Here is a 25,557-nt window from a genome sequence, read left to right as displayed (position 1 = left end):
GTTTTTTCTTTAAATATCGAGCATAATCCAAAACAAAATAGTATCTTTGCCCTTGTATAAAATTGTAACTGAAAATCGATAAACTATGCGCGAAGAAAAAAAGATTATCACGGACTTTAAAAAGCTCGTCCTTCTTCTTAAAAACAAGAATATTTGCAAGCGAGCTGTTGTTGTCTGGCCTGAAGAGAATCACACACAAGAAGCTGTGTGTAAAGCTGTACAAGAAGGTTTTATAAAACCTGTACTAGTATGTTCAGAACAAACAAAAAAAGAATTTGCAGATAAGAATTCTTTTCAAGCTTTCATTGCAAATTCACCTGAAGAAGCTGCTCGTAAGGCTGTTGAAATGGTAAAGAATGGAGGAGCTGATATTATTCTAAAAGGATTTCTAAATACTGACGTCCTCCTACGTGCCATACTTGATAAGGAAATTGGCATTCTTCCTAAAGACACGGTGTTAACTCATATTACTGTTGCAAAACTACCTGAATACCCGAAGCTACTCTTCTTTACAGATGCTGCTGTAATCCCAACCCCAACGGATAAACAACGTAAAGAGCAAGTAAGATATATTGTAGATTTTTGTCATGCTTTCGAGATTGAATGTCCTAAGATTGCTCTTATACATTGCTCAGAAAAAGTTGACGAACGTCATTTCCCATACACAGCTTCATACAAAGTATTAAAAGAAGAAGGAGAAAAAGGAGTATTTGGGAAATGTATTATAGATGGACCTTTAGATTTAAAAACGTCATGCTCAACTGATGCTTTGAAAATAAAAAAGATAAACTCTCCTATCGGTGGTGATACTGATGCTTTAGTCTTCCCTGACATTGAAGCAGGCAATCTCTTTTACAAGACGATTACACTCTTTTGTCATGCTGAAACAGCTGCTGTCCTTCAAGGAACATTAGCTCCAGTTGTTCTCCCAAGTCGAGGTGATACAATTGATTCCAAATTCTATAGTCTAGCACTTGCGAGTCTTATTTCAGATAGCTTATATAATAAGGAGGATAAATAAATTATTATGGCATACAAGATTTTAGCTATCAACCCTGGATCTACATCTACTAAGATCTCACTTGCTAATGATGATCAACTCGTTTTTGTCGCTGATATTGCACATTCCAGAGAAGAACTGAGTAAATTCAAACGTATCTCTGATCAATACCATTTTCGAAAACAGGTTGTTATTGAGGAGTTGAAGAATAGAAATATCCCTTTGAACTTTGATGCTGTTATTGGTCGTGGTGGACTTGCAAAACCCGTATCAAGTGGTGTGTTTACTATTACTGAACAGATGATAATTGATCAGCAACAAGCCATTCATCAGCATGTTTGCGACCTAGGTTGTATGATTGCATACGAAATAGCAAGCGATATCCCTAGCTGTAAAAGTTTCATAGCAGACCCTGGTGTTGTTGATGAAATGGAACCTGAAGCACGCATATCTGGCTCCCCTCTAATGCCACGAATGTGTATTTGGCATGCTCTAAACCAAAAAGCTATTGGTAGGCGTTTCGCAAAAGACATGGGAACGAGTTATGAGAAACTGAATCTTATTATATGTCATCTGGGAGGAGGAATTTCTATAGCAGCACATTCTCATGGACGGGCCATTGATGCGAACAACGCATTAGATGGTGAAGGACCTTTCTCACCAGAACGAGCAGGCTCACTACCAGCTGCAGATTTAATTCGTCTCTGCTTCAGTGGAAAGTTTACAGAAGAGCAGCTATTAAAGAGAGTGAGTGGACAGGCAGGTCTCATTGCTCATCTTGGAACGAATAATCTCAAAGAGATAATTAATTGGATAAAGGCTGGTGATAGTCATGCTGAACTAGTCGTTTCAGCAATGATATGGCATATCGCAAAAAATATTGCATCAGAAGGTGCAGTATTATGTGGTAATATTGATGCGATCTTGCTCACAGGCGGCATGGCAAAATCAGATTACATTATTGAAGGCCTCAAAAAACGCCTTAGTTACCTTGCTCCAATCTATGTTTATCCCGGTCAGGATGAGATGCAGGCATTGACAGAAAATGCATTAGCTGTCTTGCGAGGTGAGCGCATAGCACAAGATTATTGATCAACAAATAGGAAATAAATACACTTCATGAATCCTAAACAATTAAAACATATTATATAATTTAAAACCAAATCGTATGAAGGTACATGAATATCAAGCAAAGAAATTCTTTGCAAGTTATGGGCTTCCAGTAGACCGCAATATTATTTGCCGTACTTCTGATGAAGCTGTTGAAGCCTACAAGCAATTAGGTATTGAGAAAGCTGTTGTGAAAGCTCAGGTTCACACTGGCGGTCGCGGTAAGGCTGGTGGTGTAAAACTTGGCAGTAATGAGGCTGAGATTCGCCAGCATGCAGAAGCTATTCTGGGTATGAACATCAAGGGATTCATCGTTGACAGAGTACTTGTTAGCGAGGCTGTTGATATAGCATCTGAATACTATATGAGTATTCTTGTTGATCGTAAATCAAAGTGTCCAATGTTGATGTTAAGCCGTGCTGGTGGTATGGATATCGAACAGGTAGCAAAAGAAACACCAGAGAAAATTGAGAAGATTGTCATTGACCCTGTTATTGGCATGAGTGATTTTCTTGCACGTGAAGCAGCCTTCAAACTCTTTGATGATATGGCACAAGTAAAACAAGCTGTACCAATCTTCAAGAACATATATAAATTGTTTACAGAGAAAGATGCATCTCTAGCAGAGATCAACCCTTTGGTAATGTTGAAGGATGGTACGCTAAAGGCAATTGATGCTAAGATGACCTTTGACGACAACGCTCTTTTCCGTCACCCTGATGTTGCAGAACTCTTTGAACCAACTGAGGAAGAACGTAAGGAACGTGATGCAAAAGATAAGGGATTCAGCTATGTAAATCTTGGTGGAAGCATTGGCTGTATGGTAAATGGTGCAGGTCTTGCTATGGCCACCATGGATATGATTAAGCTCTATGGCGGTGAACCAGCAAACTTCCTTGATATTGGCGGTAGTTCAAATCCAGAAAAAATTGTAGAAGCTATGAAGCTTCTTTTGAGCGATAAGCATGTGAAAGTCGTTTTAATTAATATCTTTGGTGGTATTACACGCTGTGATGATGTTGCAAACGGACTTTTAGAAGCATTCAAGGTTATTAAGACCGATATTCCTATTGTTATCCGCCTGACAGGAACCAATGAAGCAGAAGGAAGAGCTATCCTCGAGGGTACACACTTCACTGTCGGCACAAGTATGGCAGATGCTGGACATAAAGCTGTAGAACTGAGCAAAAAACTTTAAAAAACAAGAGTTATGAGTATTCTAATTAATAAAGATACAAAGTTAATCGTACAGGGCATTACAGGTCGTGATGGTAGTTTTCACGCTTCAAAAATGAAGGAGTATGGCACTAACGTAGTCGGCGGTACATCACCAGGTAAAGCTGGGCAGGAAGTATGTGGTATCCCTGTATTCAACACCGTTAAGGATGCTGTTGCTGCAACAGGTGCCAATACATCTATCATCTTTGTCCCAGCACAATTTGCTAAAGATGCTATGCTTGAGGCTATTGATGGTGGTGTCCAACTCGTCATCTGTATCACAGAAGGTGTACCTACACTTGATGCTGTTGCTGCACAGCGTTATGCAAAGATTAAAGGTGTAAAAGTGATTGGCCCTAACTGTCCTGGTCTTATTTCTCCTGAAGAGAGTATGGCTGGTATCATGCCAACAAACATCTTCAAGAAAGGACATACCGGAGTTATCAGTCGTAGTGGTACTCTCACTTATGAAGTAGTTTACAACCTTACACAAGCTGGCTTAGGACAATCTACCGCAGTTGGTGTAGGTGGTGACCCAGTAGTTGGACTTTATTTCGAGGAACTTCTTCGTATGTTCCAAGATGATCCTGAAACTGATAGCATTGCACTTATTGGAGAAATTGGCGGTGATGCCGAAGAGCGTGCTGCTAAGTTTATCAAAGAACACGTAACGAAACCTGTTGCTGTGTTTATCTCTGGTCAGCAGGCTCCTCCGGGAAAACAGATGGGCCATGCTGGCGCTATCATTTCAAGTGGATCTGGTTCGGCAAGTGAAAAAATAGCTGCTTTTGAAGCTGTTGGTGTACCTGTTGCACGAGAGACTAGTGAAATTCCAGAGCTTCTTAAAAAGCAATTAAAAAAATAAGAACGCTTATAGTAGAATGAACAACTTACTATAAATATAATCTAAATGAAAGGGGAATCTAGCTAGGTTTCCCCTTTTTTCTGATCATAACAAAACAAAATGATAAAGTCTATAAAATTCTAACTTTGTTATTTTGTTTGTGAAACAAACACGATGATAGTTTTTATATAGATTTAAAGTTGGTCAAGTAGGGAAAAGGTATGAGAATAGTTACATAAACCTTGTTAAATAAATCACTACCAGACTTTGGAATAGTATATACTCGCCATATAAGCAATAACTCATTATAATACAAAACACATGAATTGTTTTATTTTATGTTACTGTCATTTTTAACATTTGCTATATTTCACAGAACTTCAACAAGTTAAAGCCCTAGCAAATATGAGTAGAATGACAGCATATTAGTTTTATGGATGACTCAGTAAAACATAAGTAGCTCCTTAAAGTAGATGTTTTCCCGTCTTTTTCGTATATATTTAGTAATGAACGTAAGTTTACCGATGTGATAGTCAAGGGCTGTCTTATCCCATTGTAGTAACGAAAATATTCTTTCACCATTCACCTACTGCGTATTACAGAATACTATAACATCTAGTTTAAAAATACAATAAGAGGAATACACTCATAGGTATTCCTCTTATAACACTCAGTGATTCCGTTGGGGTTCGAACCCAAGACCCACAGCTTAGAAGGCTGTTGCTCTAATCCAACTGAGCTACGGAACCATCATGCGGGTGCAAAGGTACAGATTTAATTCGATTCTACCAAATTCCATTCCATCAAATTTTGTGACAATAAACCTATCTGGTAAATTTATTTGTACTTCTGCAAGAAGGTATCAGCTTGCGTGTTGCCAAGTTCCTTAGCCTTTTGAATATTCTTAAGACCTTCTTCTTTCTGCTTACTTTCACATTGCGCAATACCAAGAATAAGATAGGCATCGGGTGAAGCGGCATCGAGTTGAAGCGCTTGTTGCGCAGCACTGATAGCTGCATCTATTTTGTTAAGACGTAACAGAAGGCTACCGGCCTCTGTCGGATATAAAGCTTCTTTTGGTTCCAGTCGAGAAGCGATCAGAATATCCTGCAGCGCTTGCTGCCACATACGGCCTTTTATCTCACATTGTTCACGCATATAATAAAAAGCAGCCCCAAGACGTCCTTGATTAAAATATTCATAGGTATAATAATCCTGTACTGCCTTTCTATACTCACCCATCTTCTCTAACTGCTGGCCACGTGTATAGAAATATGGTGCAGAAGTAGATACGTATGGTGTATCACACATTTCAATACTTTTATTAAGTAAGTCAAGAATCTCTTGGTCATTAGCCCCCAAATGCTGACGACTTTGCGCCATCTCTAAATAAAGTTCAGGATTATTAAACTTCGTCTTTGTCAGTGCCTCAAACTCTTCATACGCTTTTGTATAATCGCCTTTTGCAAAGGTTATCTGTGCTTGGAGATGGCGATAAGCATCATTTGATTTAGTAGATTGAGCCTTTTTTATTTCATCTAAAGCTTTGTCAAGCGTCCATCCAAGAGATTTTGTTTTTTCATCAGTCTCATGAGTAACTACAAAACGATAGATAAGACGAGCATAGTTATAATGCGCTTCATCCTTCGCTGTTACTTTCCCGATAGCTGTCTGCATAGTCTTGTCAGCATTAGCCATCTCGCCTTTGGCGATTTGTATGTTCGCTAAAGCATAATATCCATCGTTAGTTTGTGGAAACTTGGTGATAAACTCATTAACAACAGCCTCGTGAACGTTAGTCGGTTTCTCCGATGAGAGCATCAAGGCAACAACAGCTTCTTCAGTCGTGTTAGGCAAACCTATACGAATACCACTCTGACGAAGTGTAACATCATTCTGTGAAAGCCCTTTTAGCACAAAGTCTTTTGCATAGTTTACATCTGTTGCACTCTGTAAGTCACCTGATATATTAAACAAACCGACAACCTGTCCTTTGCTATTAACGACTGGTGCACCATTCAACTTATCAGTAGCTGATGACTTCAGGATTGCATAATTATACTTGTCCATGAACTTCTCAACACTAGAAACATCAGCCCTCTCTGCATTACCACTCTTTAATATCGGAGTTACCCATGCTTCTTCACCGGCAGCAACAACTGTGGCCAATGGCGCTGCAACAGTTTTACCAGTCACTTGAAACTTAACAATATCATAAATATCATTGGCACCCAGCAGACACTCCACCTCGTGTCTCTGACCTTTTGCATCAATAATAACAGCCTTTTCTGCTCCGACAAAAGGTTTCCACGGACTTATCGCAATACCATCAGTAGTAATGCATACGCCATTAGATGTTGCCAAGATACTGCCATCTGCCTTAAAGGTTGTTAATGTAAAAGCAGCATCTGCAGCCTTCTTAACCGCACCAGGTTGAGCAGAGATATTCGTAAAGACACCCAATATAAGGGCAATGGTCAAAATTAAAGTTTTCAGTTTCATGCTTATTATTTCTTTCATTGTATATTTTTGTAAGGTATTTTATTTCTTCATACTTAAATCTAATAGTTCACGAGCATTCTGTAAAGCTGCATCAGAGACATCAGCACCCGAAAGCATCTGTGCAATTTCATTCACACGCTGCTCTTGAGTCAGTTCACGCATGTGACTACGCGTTCCTTCTGTCGTCTCCTCCTTCTCAACCTTATAGTGTGAACTGCCCAAAGCAGCAATCTGTGGGAGGTGAGTAATGGAAATCACTTGACGATTATTATTGCCCATTTCTTGCATAATAAGTGCCATCTTCTGAGCAATTTTACCACTAACACCCGTATCAATCTCGTCAAAGATAATTGTTGGCAGCTTCACTGCCCCACTTACCATTGCCTTCAATGACAACATTACACGAGCAATCTCACCACCAGACGCTACCTGTGCAACAGGCTCCATAGCCGTACTTGTATTGGCAGAGAAAAGGAATTGGACCTTATCAGCACCATCTATTGACAAAGGCTTGAGTGACAAATCAACTTTAAACCTAACATTCGGAATACCCAATGGTATCAGTCGGCTACTCATCTGTTCCTCAACAATCTTAGCAGCCTTACGCCTGAGTGCGGTCAACTTCTCTGCTTGATTTTCACAAACAGTAAGTTTTGTCTTCACTTCTTGCTCAAGTAAATCCAGTTCTTCATCACTGTTATCAATATTCTTTAGCTGATTAGCAATGTCATCACGTATCTCGATGAGTTCTTTCTCTGTAGAAACGTGATACTTCTGCTCAAGTGTATTCAGCAAATCAAGCTGCTGATTAATGCTATCTAATCGAGAAGGATCAAAGTCAATATTCTCAACTTCACTACCAATCTCACCTGCAATATCTTTCAGTTCTATATGTACTGATGACAAACGCTGTGCGACTTCTTGTGCTTTAGGATATACCTTCTCGATATTGCCAAGACTATCCAGACATTGTCCTAACTTCCGGATAACTCCATTGTCGTCATCATTCAAAAGATTATCTGCCTCATAGAAAGCCGTTTTGATATCTTCTGAATGAGAGAGAGTTTCACTTTCTTGCTCAAGTTCTTCTTGTCTTCCTTCAATTAGATTAGCAGTCTCCAATTCATTGAACTGAAAACGCATAAATTCTTCATTTTCCTGTGCTTTGGAAATCTTCTCTTTCATGTCAGAAAGACGTCTTTCAGATTCTTTATAGTCTTGATAAGTCGAGCGATAAGCAGATAATTCCTTATTGTCTTGAGCAATAATATCCACAACATTCAACTGAAAGTCATCCTTCTGTAGCAACAGATTTTGATGCTGCGAATGAATATCTATAAGCTGTTCACCCAATGCACGCATCATTTGCAGTGATACAGGCGTATCGTTGATAAAGGCACGTGACTTTCCTGTAGCCGTTAGTTCACGACGGACAATTGTGTCTTCAGGTTCAAAATCAATATCTTGTTCTTCAAAGAAGGATTCAAAGCCATAGTTAGAGAGGTCGAAATGTGCCTCAATCGTACATTTCTTCTCCCCCTGCTTTATCTGTTTGCTATCAGCTCTATTACCCAATAACAATCCGATTGCACCCAAGATAATACTCTTTCCCGCTCCCGTTTCACCAGTAATCACCGAGAAACCTGAGTGAAAAGCAATATCCAATTGGTCAATCAATGTGTAGTTCTTTATATATAGATGTTTCAGCATATATTTGTCTTATAATATGTAAAGTTAAAGCAGAGGGACAGCTCTATCCTATAATGAGATTACTATTGTTTTATTTTATCCCATGTAATATTCTGACTGGCATTGATACCTAATAGAATATCATAAACCATCTCTTTTTCCTTTTGTGTTCCTTTGCCTTTATATATATTAGCCAACTCGTCCTTCTTGTAGTCTGTCCAAATTTGTGGTAGCATACTTATCGGACGGTTCTCATGTGCTTTCTTTAATCCATTTTCCAAGGCTGCTGTAATGTTTGTACGACCACGTTCTGCATTGTTAGCCATTTCATCCAAACCTGTTCGGTAATAGTCGTACTGCAATTGTCGGAAAGGCTTCATGGCACCATCAAGATAATCATTGATAATAGCAAAACGATTACGAGAGTTATCAAAAGCTTTCCATCCCGTAAAATTAAGATTTTGTGCATTATTAGTAAGAATCATACATCGTTGTAAGATGTCTTCCCCACCCATAGGAGAAAAAGAGTCCAAATCTAATCCAATAATAAGATATGCATAATAAGCGATAAGAGCGGTTAGCTGATTATCAACATTCTCTTCATTAAATTCAATTTGGTCAAACTGAGCAAAGGTGAAATTAAAATCGGCATCTTGATTATTATAGAGTGTTGAACTATAAGCCGCATTATATACAGGACGGTTTGCTTGTATCAAAGCAGTACAAGTAAAGAGGTTGTTACTTGGATCATATTTGCTAATGGTAATGTTAAAATTACAGTTTATGCGTTCATTTTTTTGAAACTGATAATGAGTCCATTGACGCGTATTAATAAACTGTTCCAACGTCTGTTGTAAATTCTCAAAGACAGAAGCATCCGTACCCTGAATCTGATTATGATTCATGGTTACTTTTGCGTTTAATTCTTGTGCAGATAGCTTTCTGTTAGAGAATAGCAACAAGCTCATCAATAATATCATGAGCCACTTCTGTCTTTGGTTTCTTAGCATAACTCTTCTTACCTTCTTTATTGATAATCGTTATCTGGTTATCATCTGCCTGGAAAGTCGTTCCAGGAATCCGCGTTGAATTCAACACGATAAAGTCCGCATTCTTCTTTTCTAACTTTCTTTGCGCATTACTCTCTTCTTCATTCGTTTCTAAAGCAAAAGCAACTATACGTTGATTATCTCTCTTCATACCACCTATGGTTGCAGCAATATCTTGCGTAGGTTTCAGTTTTAATAACAAATCGTCACCCTTACGTTTAATTTTTCGTTCCGCAACCACCTCTGGACGAAAGTCAGCAACTGCAGCACAAAGTATTGCAGCATCACATTCCGTAAATTCCCCAACTGCGGCATCAAACATTTCCATGCAACTTTCAACATCAATGCGATGAATACCGCTTGAACAAGTAAGGTTTACAGGTCCTGCTATGAGTACAACCTTTGCTCCACGTCGGTAACATTCTTCAGCGAGAGCAAATCCCATCTTACCTGACGAATAGTTACCTATAAAACGTACAGGGTCAATCTTTTCGTATGTTGGACCAGCTGTTATAAGAATCTTTTTATCTTTTAAATCTTCTGTATAAGACAGAAGTTCGACAGAACATGAGAAGAAATTATCCAAAGCTCTAACAATATTCTCAGGCTCCTCCATCCTCCCTTTTCCTTCAAGACCACTGGCAAGATATCCATTCCCGGGCTCAATAATATGATTGCCAAAGCTACGCAAAGTATCTATGTTTTTGAGTGTTGAAGGATGCTTATACATATCCAAGTCCATTGCGGGAGCAATGAATACGGGTGCTTTCATTGAAAGATATGTAGTAATAAGCATGTTGTCAGCAACACCATTAGCCATCTTACCCAATGTTGCTGCAGTACAAGGAGCAATAACCATTGCATCTGCCCATAATCCTAGGTCAACATGTGAATTCCACGTACCATCTTTTTGCGAGAAGAACCCACTGACAACGGGCTTATGAGTCAATGCAGACAGTGTGATAGGAGTGATAAATTCCTTACCTGCAGGCGTGATGACTACTTGTACCTCAGCCCCACTCTTTATCAGCTCTCGGATGATAAGACAACTCTTATATGCTGCAATAGAGCCAGTTATGCCTAAAACTATTTTCTTTCCTTTCAGCATTATCTTATTTATTATTAAACTCTCTGAGACGAATACGTGTCAAAACCTGTTTTGTATTGTAGGTGAAGTCACTTGCAAGCATCCAACTATAATAACCTGGATCTTTACGTAACACCTCCGCAACATCCCAACCTTTGTACTTACCAAAGTTAAATACTTCATGGCGACGTGGTTTCCCATCAGCAGTCAAAATTTGCTTTCCATCTTTATTGGTCATATCACGCCATATCATTCTACCTGCAAAATCGACAAAATCATTCATACGAGAAAATTCTGCAAGTTCATCCATATCGTTGTTTAACACACGATCATCTTCGTCATGTTTTTCAAGTGCATACATTTCAAGTTCACCCTGAAGCACACGCCAAGTAGCTTCAGTGTCCTGATCAGCTCTGTGAGCTTCAAAGTCATCTTCCATCTTTCTGCCACAATAGAATTTATATGCAGCAGCAAGATTTCGGCGTTCCATCTTATGATAGATATTCTGTGCATCAATTAGACGACATTTAGAGAAATCAAAATCAACACCTGCACGTAGAAACTCCTCAGCCAACATAGGCACATCAAAACGATTTGAATTGAAGCCTGCGAAATCACAACCAAAAAACCTTTCGGCTAATTCCTTTGCCTTCTGTTTAAAAGTGGGGGCATCAGCTACATCCGCTTCTGAAATACCCGTCAACATGGTTACTTCAGCAGGTATCGGCTTCTCTGGATTGATAAATATATTCTCTCTCTCTTCCTTTCCATCTGGAAAAACCTTGATGTAAGAAATCTGAATGATACGATCATTTACAAGGTCAAGTCCCGTTGTTTCCAAATCAAAAACAATCAGAGGCTTTGTCAAATTCAGCTTCATACGTTTATGTATAACCCTATATATAATGTAAAAGGAGGGTGGCTATATAGAAGATACACAGCCATCCTCCCCAAAAAATCTGATTATGTTATTTAATCGTTCAAAAGCATCGGCATAATAAGCATAAGGATATCCTCATTCTCTGGTTGAACACCCGGTACGATTACACCAGCACGTGATGGGTCAGCCAATTGGATGATAATATCATCGCACTCAAGGTTGTTCAAAATATCAAGCATACTTGAGCCTTTGAAACCAATGCTCATAGGAATACCACCATACTCACAAGTAACACTCTCTTTAGCACTTGTTGCAAAATCGATATCTTCAGCATTCAGTTCCAACTGACCTGTTGAGACATGGAAACGAACTAGCTGTGAAGAATCACTCGCAAAAGGTAACACTCGGCGTAATGCGCCAATCAATGACTTACGATCAATTGTTAGCTGATGAGGATTGTCCTGGGGAATAACACTATTATAATTAGGATATTTCCCCTCGATCAAACGACAAGCAAGATTACCTTCAGCAAAAGAAATCTCAGCTGAACGCTCATCGAATCGAATAACAACATCACCACCATCTTTTGAAAGAACATTCTTCAACAATGAAGCTGGCTTCTTAGGAAGAACAAACGATGCAGGAACATCATTCTTTATAGAAAAGATCTTATTTTTAACAAGCTTATGACCATCGCTAGCAACAACTGCTAAACCATCATCCTTTAAATCGAAATAAACACCATTCATCACTGGACGGAGCTCATCCTGCGCTGTTGCAAAAAGAGAGCGAATCAGGCTATCAGATAATTTATCAGCCTGAAAAATTATGGTTGTGGCATTGTCGGATATTGGCTGAGCCTTAGGGTATTCGTCAGCACCGAGGATAGGGAAGTTATAAGAACCATTCTGATAGGTTACATAAATGTTCATCTCATCAAGATTTACATCTAATGTTAATGGCTGTTCTGGCAATTCCTTCACAGCATCAAGAATCGTATGATGGTTTACCACAAAATCACCCTCACCTTCACAGCTCTCAAGATTCAATGTTCCGCGCATGACATTCTCACTATCTGATGCGGTAATAGTAAGCTGACCATCATGAACTTCAAATAAGAAGCAATCTAAGATAGGCAGAGAGTTCTTACTATTGATTACTCGAGAGAGAGTTAACAACCGGCTGCTCAATGCAGTGCTTGAAAGGTTAAATCTCATTAGTATCTATTTTAGTTAATATTCTGTTTACTATATATGTATTCAATGAATGGAACAAGTCCATAACAGCTTTCATCTTCATCGTACAAAAATACAAAAAAGGGATGTGAAAAACAAAAATTAAGTATAAAAGTTTCGGTTTTTAGAACTATTTTAGTAATTTCGCAAACAGAACAAAGTATTAAAATAACCAAAACAAGTAAGATAAATGGATTTACAAGGAAAAGTAATTGCAGTCCTTCCTCCACGTGAAGGAACTTCAGCTCGAGGACCATGGAAGTCACAAGAATATGTGATTGAGACACACGACCAGTACCCAAAGAAAATGGTTTTCAACGTCTTTGGTGCTGATAGAATTGAGCAGTTCGCTATAAAGGCTGGTGAAGAGCTTAATGTTAGCTTTGACATTGACGCACATGAATACAATGGCCGTTGGTTTAACAATATTCGTGCATGGAACATTCAGCGTGTAGATGCTACAGCTGCCATGGCTGGCGCACCTGTTGCAGCAGCTCCTGTTACACCACAGCCAACACCATCTGCACCACAGGCGACTCCATTCCCTCCTGCACAGACAGATGAAAATTCTACTGACGATTTACCATTCTAACAGAATTGTGAATTTCAAAATAAACTGACAGACTCTCTAGTATAGCGAGTCTGTTTTTTGTTTTATGAGACTTTGATTTAGGAGGATAAGATTGGGAAATAGAAGTACAAAACCTAGTAATAAAACCCCTTCTAAGCCTTGGAATAATAAATAATACCAAATAAGACAGATATTTTACCTTAAACAAGATTATTTTAATTTTTAGTTGCTGGCACTTTTAACAGTTCTCATATTTTTCTGTGATACAACAATTAAATTCACGACAACTATTGATATGAGTGACAGGAAATTAAACCTAATACTAATACAATGAGGTCGGATAACTTTAAGGTCATAATTATTACTTTACTTGTGATTATATACCAACATCTGTTGTTGTGCTGACTTTCTACTGCTTTAGTGCGGAGGCTTAACACACGTTGTGCGGAGGCTTGACACTATTGGTGCGGAGGGTATGCACAACATGTGCGGAAGATTATAACCACTAAGATTATGTACCATAGGAAATGCATTGTGTGAAAAGCGTTGCAAAAGTAAAGTTAACCAGAGGGTTGTTTAGTAGTTTGTATGGTAGGAAGCTATACTGTTCAAAAATAAAGGTTATCATGCAACGATTAGTATGAGATGACATTTGAAATCTCGTTTAGTTCAAAGCCCTTTCAATCTATAGATTAATCCGTCTTCTTACGTTCAGCAATAGAGCTATTAAACAAGGGGACGTTGGCAAAGAAAGAAAATGCTAACTATGCCAAAGTAGAAAGCATTATGATTATGATTGTGATATGCTTTATATATACAAATAAAATAAAGGTTCAATAACGAATCGTGTGGGTTGTGTGTTGATATTCCGCACGTGTGGTGCGGATGCTCAGCACATGTGGTGCGGGTGCTTAGCACATGTGGTGCGGATGGTATGCACAACATGTGCGAAGGATTAATACCATTGCTGTATATGGAAGGGTAGGATTTTAATGTGAGTTAAACGTATTAAAACTAAGGTCAATTTGGGGTTGTGTTTCGTTGGAGGCTATATTTTTGACAATATTTTTAGGTTCTATGACGAATTACCCACACAATTCGTTATAGAGCCACTAAAACAAAATCGCCTAAGAATCTAAATAGATCCTTAGGCGATTCATATTACTTAACTAATAATGTAGCGTCTATTAGACTGCAGCTGCAATCCAGTCATATACAAAACTGCATACACCGAAGAGGACGATACCAGCCATGCAAATAGCCAACGCAAACTTAGTGTTACAATCACTCTTGAAGGTTGGCAACGGATTGTCTGTGCGAACAATATACATTGCCTTTACAATCTTGAGATAGTAGTAGAGTGAGATAACGGTGTTGAGCAATGCAATGAAAACAACACCATATGCCCATGCGCCCATCGTCGTGTTAATGTCAGCACCATTAACACCTGACATGAAGATGAAGAACTTAGAAAACATACCTGCAAATGGAGGAATACCTCCGAGTGAGAACATCGCCAAGGTCATCAAAAAGCTCAGACGCGGGTTGGTCTGGTAGAATCCATTGTAATCATCGATATTGGTCTTACCGCCATTGTTCTGTTCAACAACAGAGATGATTGTGAAGGCTGCCATGTTTGCAACAACATAAATCAATATATAGTAGCTAAGAGCAGCAACGGAATTTGCCCAATTATTACCAACAGCTGCCAACATAATGTAACCCGCCTGTGAGATGGAACTGAACGCCATGAAGCGCTTCAACTCATTCTGACGAACGGCAAAGAGGTTAGCAATGGTAATTGAAAGAACAACAACAATCATCAGCAAAACGTGCCAATACTCCATAATACCACCAAAGACATGGAAGAGAATACTCAACAATGTGAAAGCTGCAGCACCTTTTGAGATTACGCTCAAATAACCAGTAACGGTTGTTGGTGCGCCCTGATAGGTATCAGCTGTCCAGAAGTGAAATGGAACAAGAGAAATCTTGAATCCAAGACCACTAAAGAAAAACACGAGCCCTATCACAACCATTGGAGTAGCCTCCATTCTTGCAGCAATGTCAGCGAAGTAAAGTGTACCGAACTGACCATAAAGGAAGCTGATACCATAAAGCATCACGCCACTTGAGAAAGTTGCGGTCAAGATAAACTTCGCAGCCGCTTCTGCAGAGTTCTTACGATACATGTCAAAAGCAATAGCACATGCCATTGGGACCGAAGCCATTTCAAGACCAAGGAAGAACATAACAAAGTTTCCAGCGCTCATCATGGCAAACATACCAAGCAGTGTTGAAACAATAAGCATGTAGAACTCAGCTTCCTTACCGCTCTTTGCGGCCCAAACACGACTCTGAATGACAACGATAAAGGTACCCATAGAGAGTATAGCCTTCATAACATCAACAGAAGGACTTGTTACATACATACCACCGAACAAACTCTGTGACTCCATAGGACAGAGGCACACAAATGTGTTCAGAAGCAAGAGTACTGAAGCCAGCGGATTGAACCACTTGCGTTCTTCAGTCTTTGCCGTTGCAAAGTCAGCAACGAACAAAACAATCAGGATGGCAACAAGACTTGCCTCCGGAAGCATCTTAAAGAAATCACTATAATTCATTTCGCCAGTTTATTAAAGATTACCCAAATTTGGTATATATGTGATAATGTGATTAAAGATAGGATGAACCGCATCCATAATCATATTCTCAAAGAAGAGCGGGCATAAACCTAAACCTGCAACGCAGAAGATTAGGCAGCCGATAGCAAAGCGCTCGTCCCATGTAGCATCATGCAACTCGAAGAACTTCTTATTTGGAATTTTCTGGAAGAGTATCTTTCCTACAACACGCAAGATATAAACAGCCGTGATAACAATTGCTGTACAAGCAATGATTGTTGCTACACGATGGAATGTACCTGCATTCTCAAATGAACCAATAAAGATTGTCATTTCGGCAACAAAGCCAGAGAAACCTGGTAAACCAAGGTTAGCAAGACCTGCTACTACGTAAGACACAGCCAAGAATGGGATAACTTTCATAAGACCTCCAAGGTAACGAACATCACGTGTTCCTGCACGGTGATAAATCATACCAATACATGCAAAGAACAAGGCTGTCATCAAACCATGTGAAAGCATCTGAAGGATTGCACCTGTAATAGCTGTCTGTGTGGTCATAACTAAAGCGAAGAGTACCATACCACAGTGAGAGACAGAAGAATAAGCATTGATATACTTCAAGTCAGTCTGTACACAAGCTGAAAGTGCACCATACACTACAGAGATTGTTGTCAATACAAGGAATACAGGTGCCCACATCTCCAAGGCGTCAGGCATAAGGAACATTGCAATACGCAAGCAGCCATAACCACCAAGCTTCATCAACACACCTGCGTGGAGCATTGACACAGCAGTAGGGGCTGAAGCATGACCGTCAGGTGACCATGTATGGAATGGGAACAAAGCACCAAGAACACCGAAACCGATAAATACCAATGGGAAAAAGATGTTCTGAATATTCTTTGGCATAGCATGCATACGAGCCAACTCTATCACATCCATTGTGGTAGCACCACTAAAGTAATAGATACCAAGGATACCGAGTACCAGAAGTGCAGAACCACCCATCAACATCAGAGTAAGTTTCATCGCAGAATACTCCTTTGGACCTGTACCCCATACACCGATGAGGAGGTACATAGGAATAAGTGCTACCTCATAGAACATGAACATAGTGAACATATCCGTAGAGATGAAGAAGCCAAATACACCTGAAGACAAGAGTACAAACCAAAGGAAGTACTCCTTCTTCATTGGTTCAAGCTGCCAGCTGGCAAAAGTACCTGTGAAAACAATGATTGCAGAAAGCAGAATCATTACGACAGAGATGCCATCTACACCTACCGAAAAGGCAATATTTAGAGGCTTAAACCACATGACAGAGTTTGTCAACAGCATCGCATCATGATTACCTGCGTTGCGCTGCTGAACAAAATAAACGGTCAGCCAGATAGCACCTATCAAAAGTGCCGTAGAGCCGGCTACCATCACGCCGCGTACCTGATTATCATTCTTGGCAACCCAAAGGCCACAAAGCATCAGGACGGGGATAATTACAAATACAGTTAATATCCAACTCATTTTCTTAAATCAAGCAAAGTAATACTAATGTTAATGCTACTGCACCAGTGATAAACCAGATGGCATACTGACGGACATCGCCACTCTGCCATGAACGGATAGACTCACCAGCCTCCTGTGTTCCCCAAGCCATGAAGTTGAAAGTTCCATCAATAACGTGACGGTCAAACCATGCAATAGGAATAGAGAAGCAACGGAAAACAATCTTATGAGTAAAGAATTGCCATGCGTTGTCAATATAGAATCTGTTGAGGGCAGCCTTGTGCAAACGTGGGAAGGTACGCTGCAAAGCATCAGCAACAGGTTGCTTCTTACCCATGTACATCCAAGTTGCGAGAGCAATACCGATAACTGCTGCAATAATACTGGTTGTAGCAATGTTCCAGTCAAGGTGGATATCATAGCTGAGACCATTAGCACTTACAAAGTGACCAAATGGAATCCAACCTGCCGTAATAGAGATAATTGCAAGGAATACCAATGGACCCCACATTACGAATGGTACTTCCTGTGGACGACGACGATTCTCTGGGTCCTGCTCATAGTAAGACTCACCCCAGAAAATGACGTAGTAGAGACGAAACATATAGAATGCTGTCATACCAGCTACGAGTGTCATAATCCACTTCAAAGCTTGTCCTTCTACACCAGGGAGTGCATTACATGCTGAGATAATCTCATCCTTTGAGAAGAAACCTGCAAATGGAGGAATACCAGCAATTGCCAAACAACCAATCAAGAAACAGATATTAGTAATTGGCATGTATTTGTGCAAACCACCCATATAATCCTTGAAGTTGCTACCAATGATAACAATAATAGCACCAGAGCAAAGGAAGAGCAAAGCCTTGAACATTGCATGAGTGAAGAGGTGGAACATTGCAGCCATATAACCGAGACCACCGTGGTGGAGATATTCTGCGCTATTGAATGAACCATGCTTGCTGTCATAGAAACAAACACCAAGTGCAACAAGCATGTAAGCAATCTGTGAGATAGTAGAGAATGCCAAACCACGCTTAATATCACGCTGAGCACAAGCTACTGCTGCTGCATAGAAAGCAGTAAACGCTGCAATCCAAGCAATCCAGTGGAGTTGCTCCTGCGCACCAAACTGTACATAGATAGGCAACAATGATGCAACTTGAAATACGCCAGCAACAACCATCGTAGCAGCGTGAATCAAAGCAGATACAGGTGTTGGACCCTCCATCGCATCTGGTAACCAAATATGCAATGGGAACATTGCAGACTTACCAGCACCACCAATAAACATTAAGAAAAGTGCAGTTGGTAATACCCAAGTTAACGCAGGATTACTTGCTAAGCCCTTCAATGTTTCAGTAAGACCAGGATTAACACTGAGGTCATAGTTGAATGTACCTACGTAGAAACTAAAGAACAAAATACCAATCAAGAAAAATAAGTCAGCAAAACGTGTGACAATAAACGCCTTCTTGCTGGCATGTACAGCAGTATGCTTGGGATAATAGAATCCAATCAAAAGATATGAACATACACCTACCAACTCCCAGAACAAGTACATCTGGAAGATGTTAGTTGAAACAACAAGTCCTAGCATTGACATCGTGAAGAGTGACAGATAGGCATAGAAACGCTGGAAACCATGTTCATATTCTTCAAACTTATAGTTCTCATCACGTTCAGCCATATAGCCGAATGAATAGATGTGAACCATCAAGCTGACAGTAGTAATGACGATAAGCATCATTACACTGATTGGAGAAAGACGGAAACCTATGTTAAATGTCAAAAGTTCAGTAAACTTCAACCATGTAATGTTGAAAACAGTAACAGTTGGGTATGTACCATTTGCTAAACGACCATTAGTTACGTTAAAGGTCTCGCCCATTGCTGTATATTCACCAGTATAGAAGAAATAATGATATGCAGTGTAGAGGCTAAGCACAAATAGTGTTCCCAACATACAGGTGCCGATAATACCAGCGACCTTGCGAGGCATCTTCATTCCGAACAAGCCAAGCACAATAGCGCTTAGGAACGGGAGAAGAAGTATTAAAAATGCGTAATCAAACATATTTGTTTCTCTCTTTATAATTTCATATTTTCAATACTGTTCACCTGATCGCTGTGGAAATGACGGTAAACATTGATGATAATAGCGAGTGCAACAGCTGATTCGGCAGCACTTACACCAATAGAGAAGAGTGTAAAGAACATACCCTCATATCCATCAGGATAAAGCAAACGATTTAATGCAGCGAAGTTGATATCTACACTATTGAGAACTAACTCTACAGAGATTAGCATTGCAACAAGGTTGCGACGAGTTACAAAACCAAATACTCCGATGAAGAACAACAGTCCACTAAGGACAAAGAAATATCCTACTGGTATCATTTGCTTTCCTCCTTCTTTTTGATATTTAGAATTACCAAACCACCGATGATACAAGCCAAAAGGAAAAGAGAGATGAACTCGAATGGGAGAACATAACCATACTTTTCAGCTGTCATCAAGTTTTTACCAATGGTTTCCATTGTAATCTCGTTAGATAAAGCATCTCCACTCACAGCGGCGTGACGCAGAACTTCAGTCTTCAAGAAAACTAAGATTACTGTTCCAAAACCTACTAAAGCAATGAAGGCTGCAAGCAAAGTATGCTTTCCAAACCAACGTTCAGAGAGTCCCTGTAATGTACGCTTACTTACCAATTGGATTGCAAAAACGTACATCATTGTGATACCACCAGCATAAATACTGATTTGGGTAGCACCAAGGAAGGTATAATCTAGCAGGAAGTAGAGACCTGCAACGCCAAAGAGTACGAACAGCAATGCTGTCGCAGCTCGCATGATACGTTTCGTCGATACGCAGAATACGGCCGAAGCCAGTATAATAACGGCGAGAACCGCAAACATAATTAATCTTGCCATATCTCTAAACCTTTATTTCTTTTTAGTATTGAATGTTCCAACCTTCCAGTCAGCACCACCATCAATAAGTCCAGGCAATGAACCGCCTTCATAGACTTCTTTGTCTAGGTGAAGAATTAACTTTGAACGATCGAAAACTGAATTCTCGAAGTCATTCGTAAACTCGATTGCATCGAAGTTGCAAGCATTAACACACAACTCACAGAACATGCAATCACCTAAGTCATACTCATAATCAACGAGCTGTTTCTTCTTCTTACCTGTCTCTTCATTGGTAACCATCTCAGAAAGAATCCTTATGGTACCATTAGGACAAGCTTTCTCACACATTGTACATGCCGTACACTTATGATTCATTTCTTCGTCACGCTTGAAAACCAAACGGCCACGGTGACGCTTGGCGACGTGAAGAGTTGTCTTGCGATTCTCAGGATACTGCTCGGTAGATTTAGGTGTGAAGTATTCCTTCATAGTCACCTTCATACCTGTAGCAAGTGTCTTGATAGCGCTCCCGACCTCACCAAAATATGATTGTTTTTTATCTTCCATTCTCTTTAACCATTAATAGTGAATGTCCAACCCATTGCTACACACACGGTCATCAACACGAGGATAACCAATGAAAGTGGCATAAGATACTTCCACTCTAATTTAAGAATCTGATCGACACGGAGACGTGGGAATGTCCACTTAATCCACATCAGTAAGAATACTACTACGAAAGTCTTACCGAGGAACCAAACGATACCTGGGATATAATTCATAACAGCATCAAAGCCTTCTAATCCAATGTTTAAAGGAGCCCAACCGCCTAAGAATACAGTCGTTGCGATACCTGATACAACAAAAAGATTAAGGTACTCTGCCAAATAGTAGAAACCAAATCCCATACCGCTATACTCTGTATGGTAACCTGCTGTCAACTCACTCTCAGCCTCTGCTAAGTCGAACGGACCGCGGTTAGCCTCTGCATTACCAGATACACAGAATACTAAAAAGGCCAAAATAGCTGGGATATGTCCCTGTACAATCAGCCATTGCCAAGGTCCAGTCTGTGCTTCAACGATACCTGAGATCTGCATTGTACCAGTTAAAACAACAGCTGAAATCAAACAAATGCCTAATGACAACTCATAAGAAATCATCTGGACGGCACCACGCATAGCAGAAAGGACAGAATACTTATTATTACTACCCCATCCCGCAATGAACACACCAATAACACCTATAGAGCTAATGGCTGTTACAAGGAAAATACCCACATTGAAATCAAGGATATGAGCTCCCTTATTCCAAGGAAGGAAAGAGAATGTACCGACAGATGCAATGATTACAAGGAAAGGAGCCAGATAATAAAGCAGTTTATCAGCCTTATCAACGACAAAGATTTCCTTAATCAACATCTTCAATACGTCGGCAAAGACCTGTAAGGTACCCCACCATCCTACTCTCACAGGACCGATACGGCACTGGAAGTAGGCGCAGACCTTACGTTCCATAAAGATAAGTACAATTGCTAGTAGCGCATAAGCAAGAAGAATTAGCAAGCCCACTGCAACGCACTCAATCAGAACGGTCCAAAAGTTACTTAAGCCACAAGTGACACGAAGCAACTCATCGAACCATGTTGTTACTATTCTAAAATCGAACATAGTATGATTTTAATTCTTAATTGATTACTTTAATGATAACCTTGTTAGCGATCAATATCAGGAATAACAAAGTCGAGGGCGGCACCTGTAGTCACCAAATCGGCAATCTTCTGACCACGCAACATCTTATCCATAGCACCAACAAGTGTTAATCCCATTGGGCGGAACTTCAAACGATATGCTGTCTTGTCACCACGTGAATCCAGATAAGCACCAAACTCTCCACTTGCACCTTCGACAGAGAAGTACCATTGTCCCTCAGGAACCTTGATAATTGGTTTCTGCTTAATATAGAATTCACCTTCAGGGATATTGTCGATGAGTTGCTCAATGATATTAAGACTCTGATAAATCTCCTGAATATGACAATAGTAACGATCCATAGAGTCGCCATGTGTCAAGGTAATCTGCTCAAAGTTAACTTTGTCATACATTGCGTATGGATGGTTCTTACGTACATCATTCTTCCAACCGCTTGCACGACCAGCAGGACCTGTCACACCATAACTGATGCAATCCTGCTCATCCATTACACCTACATAACGGAAACGCTTACGTGTAATTACATTATCACCAAAGACATCCAAATACTCCTGAACCATAGGACGTAGGTATTTGCAAAGTTCCTTTACATTTGAAACGAAGTTCGAATCAATGTCTGCCTGCAAGCCACCTATTCTATAGTAATTCTGAATCAAACGACCACCCGTTGTCTCTTCCATTACGTTCAGTACATGTTCGCGATCACGCATACCATAAAGGAAAGCTGTGAGAGCACCCAAGTCCTGAGCGCAGCAAGAAGTATAAAGGAGGTGATTATCAATACGCTGCAACTCATCCATAATTGTACGGATGTAGAGGATGCGATCTGACAACTCAATCCCCATACCTTCCTCAATAACGCCAACGAGCGCATGACGATGCATCATTGCTGACAAGTAATTCATACGATCAGTCAATGCCAAGGTCTGTGGATATGTGAATTGTTCACAAAGCTTCTCTATACCACGATGGATATAACCCAAGTGTGGATAAATCTTGGTTACAGTCTCACCATCCAATACCGTCTGCAAACGAAGCACACCGTGAGTAGATGGGTGCTGAGGACCAATATTCACAACGAAGTTATCATCAGTAAACAGCGGATGTTGTGTTTCAACAAGTTCACCAATGTCATTAAGATTCCACTCTGTTGTTGTATCAAGTTCTATGTCATCTTCCGTGGTATACATATTCTTCTCAGGACTCATATCATAATCCTTACGCATAGGATATCCTTGGAAGTCGTTTCTCAAATAGAGACGACGCATATCTGGATGACCGAGGAACTTAACGCCATAGAAGTCATAAACCTCACGCTCTAACAAATCGGCATCAGCCCAAATGTTGTAAACAGAAGGGATAACGGACTCTTCTCCTACTTTCTTTGCAAGCTGCTTTACAGAACAACGCTCATGTGTATTTGTATTCTCAAGAATATAGATACATCCAAGCCCTTCCTCTACACCAAAGTCTTCGCCGACAATAGTTACAAGGTAATCGAAATGCTTCTCATTCTTTAGCTTTGCCATTTCTGAAGCAAAACTATCAAAACTGAATTCTTTATTTTCTAATTTCATTCTCGCGTACCTTATATATTAATTGTTAGTAGAAGTCTCGTCCGTAGTCTTGCTTGCAGCATCTATCTGATCAATTTCCTTACCCAACTTCTCAACATCTTCTTTTGTTACAGGTTGGTTAACGACAATCGTCTCTTTCTTAGGAGAATTAGATTCTGTAGAAGGAGTAACAGTAGCATCTACCTTAGCCGGGGCATCAGCAGGTTTCGCAGCTGCAGTTGGTTTCACCACTGGACGCGCAGGCTTTGGAGCAGGATTTTTTAATGCGTCCCAAGCAGCCTCACGCTTTTCTTTGATTTCCTCTGGACGTATTCCTAACTTTTCATCGAAGATAAGTTCAGAATTACTCTTGCCCAGTTCACGTTCTTCGGAAGTCTGCTTATGGTTAACACCACCGAAGAATTTCTCAACTTTTACTTTGCGCTGAAGCTGCATCATACCATAGATGATAGCCTCTGGACGAGGAGGACAACCAGGGATATAAACATCCACAGGAATAATCTCATCGATACCACGCATGACGTGATAACTATCCTTAAATGGACCGCCAGAGATAGCACAACCACCAACAGCAATTACATACTTTGGCTCAGCCATCTGATCATAAAGGCGTTTTAAAGCTGGGGCCATCTTATTAGTGATAGTACCAGCACACATAATTAAGTCAGCTTGACGTGGTGAGTTACGAGTTACCTCAAAACCAAAGCGAGAGAAATCGTAACGGGCACAACCAACAGACATAAATTCAATACCACAACATGATGTTGCGAAAGTCAATGACCAAAGAGAGTTGCTTCGACCCCAGTTGATTAGCTGATCTAGATTACCAAGAACAAGGTTAGTTCCACCATCATTCAGTTCGCTTGCCATCTTGCTAAGCGTGTCGTTGTCTTTCCATTCATTGTATGGAAGAGACTTGATTTTTGGCTTTCTTATTTCCATTCAAGTGCTCCTTTCCGCCATGCATATGCAAGACCAAATACTAATACCAGCATAAAGAAACCAATCGTAGCTAGTGCGAGAGGTCCAAATGCTTTTACAACAACAGCCCATGGATAGAGGAAAACAGTCTCCACGTCAAACATCAAGAAGAGGATAGCAAAGAGATAGTAACCGATATGTACTGGCAACCAAGAGGTTCCAAAAGTCGGAATACCACACTCATAAGGCTCACCCTTCGCCGGATTGTATGAACGCGGACCAATCCACTTAGCAATAGCATAAGCTGCCACTACCAAGAATGCGGCCGTTATCAAAACGGTAACAAAAAGTGTGAAATACATAAACTTTATATAGCTATAATTTAATTGTGCAATCTTGCTCTAAGAAAATATGTTTTAAAACGTGTGCAAAGATACAAAATAATTTGATAACGTGCACAAATTAAGTAGAAAAAATACCACTTTTTGCAAACTCTACTTTACAAACTTTGTAAAACTTAACTATCAACCCCAAAGTAAGCTATTTTCTAATGCTATGAGGTTTCTTTTCATTGATCTCAGGTGACCTACCCTAATTCTGAGATGCTATGCTCCACAAACTATCACAACAGGAAAGATTAATAATGTAAGAAGGAGCTATTACAAAGCATGTGAGATGTTTGAACTCTGAAAATAGGTATCGATTGTAAATATGACAGGAACTTGTTTCTTCTGTTTGGTATTAGCGTTCCTGGATCAAAAGTTTACAAGCGAAACAAGAATCTTAAAACCATACAATATGATATAGGACCCATACCTTGTGTTACAGTATTAAGGGATTAAAGAAGTTTGCTAATCTTTTTATCCAAAACATTGCGTATTACAGCTAATGAATGAGGTCAAATAGAAATTGCTTATATTCATCTCTATCAATAAGATAGAATGGTGTATGAGCTTTATTAGTACTATGAATGTATAAGCTTACCATCAACTGCTGTTGTATTGATACACAACACATGTGGTGCGGAGGCTTAACACTTATGGTGCGGAGGCTTAGCACATAGTGTGCGGAGGCTTAGCACCACATGTGCGGAGGACAAGCGTCACGATGA

At 39.9% G+C, this 25,557-nt stretch carries 21 protein-coding genes and 1 tRNA gene; 5 read left to right on the top strand and 17 right to left on the bottom strand.

The features are described from left to right. The first annotated feature begins 85 nt into the window (after nucleotides 1–85). The 4 genes from J4856_RS08750 (at nucleotide 86) to sucD (ending at nucleotide 4,193) form a co-directional block, all read left to right on the top strand. Nucleotides 86–1,021, top strand: coding sequence for a phosphate acyltransferase (locus J4856_RS08750; RefSeq protein WP_025838620.1), 936 nt, complete (start codon nucleotides 86–88; stop codon nucleotides 1,019–1,021). Between the two features lie 6 nt (nucleotides 1,022–1,027). Beyond that, nucleotides 1,028–2,092 carry a butyrate kinase gene (gene buk / locus J4856_RS08745; RefSeq protein ID WP_025838621.1) on the top strand — a complete coding sequence of 355 codons (1,065 nt, stop codon included), beginning with the start codon at nucleotides 1,028–1,030 and terminating at the stop codon, nucleotides 2,090–2,092. Between the two features lie 76 nt (nucleotides 2,093–2,168). Continuing rightward, nucleotides 2,169–3,308, top strand: a complete 1,140-nt coding sequence (sucC, locus tag J4856_RS08740) for an ADP-forming succinate--CoA ligase subunit beta (RefSeq protein WP_025838622.1) — start codon at nucleotides 2,169–2,171, stop codon at nucleotides 3,306–3,308. 12 nt (nucleotides 3,309–3,320) lie between these two features. Continuing rightward, nucleotides 3,321–4,193, top strand: a complete 873-nt coding sequence (gene sucD / locus J4856_RS08735) for a succinate--CoA ligase subunit alpha (protein ID WP_025838624.1) — start codon at nucleotides 3,321–3,323, stop codon at nucleotides 4,191–4,193. A 653-nt stretch (nucleotides 4,194–4,846) separates the two neighbouring features. Here the strand turns inward: sucD and J4856_RS08730 are convergent. From J4856_RS08730 to dnaN, 7 genes are all read right to left on the bottom strand, one after another. Next, nucleotides 4,847–4,921, bottom strand: a tRNA-Arg gene (locus J4856_RS08730). 88 nt (nucleotides 4,922–5,009) lie between these two features. Next, on the bottom strand, nucleotides 5,010–6,692 hold the full coding sequence (locus J4856_RS08725) for a tetratricopeptide repeat protein (protein ID WP_065367809.1): 1,683 nt from the start codon (nucleotides 6,690–6,692) through the stop codon (nucleotides 5,010–5,012). A 21-nt stretch (nucleotides 6,693–6,713) separates the two neighbouring features. Then, nucleotides 6,714–8,384, bottom strand: a complete 1,671-nt coding sequence (gene recN / locus J4856_RS08720; protein WP_065367810.1) for a DNA repair protein RecN — start codon at nucleotides 8,382–8,384, stop codon at nucleotides 6,714–6,716. Between the two features lie 62 nt (nucleotides 8,385–8,446). Continuing rightward, nucleotides 8,447–9,343, bottom strand: coding sequence for a type IX secretion system protein PorD (porD, locus tag J4856_RS08715; RefSeq protein ID WP_172823687.1), 897 nt, complete (start codon nucleotides 9,341–9,343; stop codon nucleotides 8,447–8,449). Beyond that, nucleotides 9,309–10,520, bottom strand: coding sequence for a bifunctional phosphopantothenoylcysteine decarboxylase/phosphopantothenate--cysteine ligase CoaBC (gene coaBC / locus J4856_RS08710; protein ID WP_025838627.1), 1,212 nt, complete (start codon nucleotides 10,518–10,520; stop codon nucleotides 9,309–9,311). The genes porD and coaBC overlap by 35 nt, the downstream gene beginning before the upstream one ends. 4 nt (nucleotides 10,521–10,524) lie before the next feature. Then, nucleotides 10,525–11,379 carry a 3'-5' exonuclease gene (locus tag J4856_RS08705; protein ID WP_025838629.1) on the bottom strand — a complete coding sequence of 285 codons (855 nt, stop codon included), beginning with the start codon at nucleotides 11,377–11,379 and terminating at the stop codon, nucleotides 10,525–10,527. Between the two features lie 92 nt (nucleotides 11,380–11,471). Next, entirely contained in the window at nucleotides 11,472–12,596 is a 1,125-nt protein-coding gene (gene dnaN / locus J4856_RS08700) for a DNA polymerase III subunit beta (protein WP_025838631.1), read from the bottom strand. A 208-nt stretch (nucleotides 12,597–12,804) separates the two neighbouring features. Here dnaN and J4856_RS08695 point away from each other — a divergent pair, with 208 nt between their 5' ends. After that, nucleotides 12,805–13,206 carry a DUF3127 domain-containing protein gene (locus J4856_RS08695; RefSeq protein ID WP_025838633.1) on the top strand — a complete coding sequence of 134 codons (402 nt, stop codon included), beginning with the start codon at nucleotides 12,805–12,807 and terminating at the stop codon, nucleotides 13,204–13,206. Between the two features lie 1,166 nt (nucleotides 13,207–14,372). Here J4856_RS08695 and J4856_RS08690 read toward each other — a convergent pair. Genes J4856_RS08690 through J4856_RS08645 form a run of 10 tightly spaced genes read right to left on the bottom strand, consistent with a single transcriptional unit; the run spans nucleotide 14,373 to nucleotide 24,808 of the window. Beyond that, complete coding sequence (locus J4856_RS08690; protein WP_025838635.1) at nucleotides 14,373–15,812, bottom strand: NADH-quinone oxidoreductase subunit N; 1,440 nt, start codon at nucleotides 15,810–15,812, stop codon at nucleotides 14,373–14,375. A gap of 12 nt (nucleotides 15,813–15,824) precedes the next feature. Then, entirely contained in the window at nucleotides 15,825–17,336 is a 1,512-nt protein-coding gene (locus J4856_RS08685; protein WP_025838637.1) for a complex I subunit 4 family protein, read from the bottom strand. Between the two features lie 4 nt (nucleotides 17,337–17,340). After that, nucleotides 17,341–19,395, bottom strand: coding sequence for an NADH-quinone oxidoreductase subunit 5 family protein (locus J4856_RS08680; protein ID WP_025838638.1), 2,055 nt, complete (start codon nucleotides 19,393–19,395; stop codon nucleotides 17,341–17,343). 14 nt (nucleotides 19,396–19,409) lie between these two features. Continuing rightward, nucleotides 19,410–19,718, bottom strand: a complete 309-nt coding sequence (gene nuoK, locus J4856_RS08675) for an NADH-quinone oxidoreductase subunit NuoK (protein WP_025838639.1) — start codon at nucleotides 19,716–19,718, stop codon at nucleotides 19,410–19,412. Continuing rightward, nucleotides 19,715–20,254, bottom strand: coding sequence for an NADH-quinone oxidoreductase subunit J family protein (locus J4856_RS08670; RefSeq protein WP_025838641.1), 540 nt, complete (start codon nucleotides 20,252–20,254; stop codon nucleotides 19,715–19,717). The genes nuoK and J4856_RS08670 overlap by 4 nt, the downstream gene beginning before the upstream one ends. Nucleotides 20,255–20,266: 12 nt before the next feature. Next, on the bottom strand, nucleotides 20,267–20,803 hold the full coding sequence (locus J4856_RS08665; RefSeq protein ID WP_025838644.1) for a 4Fe-4S dicluster domain-containing protein: 537 nt from the start codon (nucleotides 20,801–20,803) through the stop codon (nucleotides 20,267–20,269). A gap of 5 nt (nucleotides 20,804–20,808) precedes the next feature. Further along, nucleotides 20,809–21,906, bottom strand: coding sequence for an NADH-quinone oxidoreductase subunit NuoH (gene nuoH, locus J4856_RS08660; RefSeq protein ID WP_025838647.1), 1,098 nt, complete (start codon nucleotides 21,904–21,906; stop codon nucleotides 20,809–20,811). Nucleotides 21,907–21,950: 44 nt separating this feature from the next. After that, on the bottom strand, nucleotides 21,951–23,525 hold the full coding sequence (locus tag J4856_RS08655; protein ID WP_065367812.1) for an NADH-quinone oxidoreductase subunit D-related protein: 1,575 nt from the start codon (nucleotides 23,523–23,525) through the stop codon (nucleotides 21,951–21,953). Between the two features lie 18 nt (nucleotides 23,526–23,543). Beyond that, a complete protein-coding gene (locus tag J4856_RS08650) occupies nucleotides 23,544–24,467 on the bottom strand; it encodes an NADH-quinone oxidoreductase subunit B (RefSeq protein WP_025838649.1) in 924 nt (307 codons plus the stop codon). Next, on the bottom strand, nucleotides 24,458–24,808 hold the full coding sequence (locus J4856_RS08645) for an NADH-quinone oxidoreductase subunit A (protein WP_025838651.1): 351 nt from the start codon (nucleotides 24,806–24,808) through the stop codon (nucleotides 24,458–24,460). Before J4856_RS08645 ends, J4856_RS08650 begins: the two co-directional genes overlap by 10 nt. Nucleotides 24,809–25,557: the final 749 nt, after the last annotated feature.

Origin of the sequence: Prevotella scopos JCM 17725 (genome assembly GCF_018127785.1) — a bacterium.
Classification (GTDB): Bacteria; Bacteroidota; Bacteroidia; order Bacteroidales; family Bacteroidaceae; genus Prevotella; species Prevotella scopos.
This window is presented reverse-complemented; position numbering and strand designations above follow the sequence as displayed.

Bases quoted from the DNA above. Each gene is read 5' to 3' on its own strand.
- coaBC (WP_025838627.1), bottom strand. From the start codon at position 10,520: ATGCTGAAAGGAAAGAAAATAGTTTTAGGCATAACTGGCTCTATTGCA.
- J4856_RS08645 (WP_025838651.1), bottom strand. From the start codon at position 24,808: ATGTATTTCACACTTTTTGTTACCGTTTTGATAACGGCCGCATTCTTG.
- J4856_RS08695 (WP_025838633.1), top strand. From the start codon at position 12,805: ATGGATTTACAAGGAAAAGTAATTGCAGTCCTTCCTCCACGTGAAGGA.
- buk (WP_025838621.1), top strand. From the start codon at position 1,028: ATGGCATACAAGATTTTAGCTATCAACCCTGGATCTACATCTACTAAG.
- J4856_RS08665 (WP_025838644.1), bottom strand. From the start codon at position 20,803: ATGGAAGATAAAAAACAATCATATTTTGGTGAGGTCGGGAGCGCTATC.
- J4856_RS08705 (WP_025838629.1), bottom strand. From the start codon at position 11,379: ATGAAGCTGAATTTGACAAAGCCTCTGATTGTTTTTGATTTGGAAACA.
- J4856_RS08690 (WP_025838635.1), bottom strand. From the start codon at position 15,812: ATGAATTATAGTGATTTCTTTAAGATGCTTCCGGAGGCAAGTCTTGTT.
- nuoH (WP_025838647.1), bottom strand. From the start codon at position 21,906: ATGTTCGATTTTAGAATAGTAACAACATGGTTCGATGAGTTGCTTCGT.
- J4856_RS08655 (WP_065367812.1), bottom strand. From the start codon at position 23,525: ATGAAATTAGAAAATAAAGAATTCAGTTTTGATAGTTTTGCTTCAGAA.
- nuoK (WP_025838639.1), bottom strand. From the start codon at position 19,718: ATGATACCAGTAGGATATTTCTTTGTCCTTAGTGGACTGTTGTTCTTC.
- J4856_RS08650 (WP_025838649.1), bottom strand. From the start codon at position 24,467: ATGGAAATAAGAAAGCCAAAAATCAAGTCTCTTCCATACAATGAATGG.
- porD (WP_172823687.1), bottom strand. From the start codon at position 9,343: ATGATATTATTGATGAGCTTGTTGCTATTCTCTAACAGAAAGCTATCT.
- dnaN (WP_025838631.1), bottom strand. From the start codon at position 12,596: ATGAGATTTAACCTTTCAAGCACTGCATTGAGCAGCCGGTTGTTAACT.
- sucC (WP_025838622.1), top strand. From the start codon at position 2,169: ATGAAGGTACATGAATATCAAGCAAAGAAATTCTTTGCAAGTTATGGG.
- J4856_RS08680 (WP_025838638.1), bottom strand. From the start codon at position 19,395: ATGTTTGATTACGCATTTTTAATACTTCTTCTCCCGTTCCTAAGCGCT.
- recN (WP_065367810.1), bottom strand. From the start codon at position 8,384: ATGCTGAAACATCTATATATAAAGAACTACACATTGATTGACCAATTG.
- J4856_RS08670 (WP_025838641.1), bottom strand. From the start codon at position 20,254: ATGGCAAGATTAATTATGTTTGCGGTTCTCGCCGTTATTATACTGGCT.
- sucD (WP_025838624.1), top strand. From the start codon at position 3,321: ATGAGTATTCTAATTAATAAAGATACAAAGTTAATCGTACAGGGCATT.
- J4856_RS08685 (WP_025838637.1), bottom strand. From the start codon at position 17,336: ATGAGTTGGATATTAACTGTATTTGTAATTATCCCCGTCCTGATGCTT.
- J4856_RS08750 (WP_025838620.1), top strand. From the start codon at position 86: ATGCGCGAAGAAAAAAAGATTATCACGGACTTTAAAAAGCTCGTCCTT.
- J4856_RS08725 (WP_065367809.1), bottom strand. From the start codon at position 6,692: ATGAAAGAAATAATAAGCATGAAACTGAAAACTTTAATTTTGACCATT.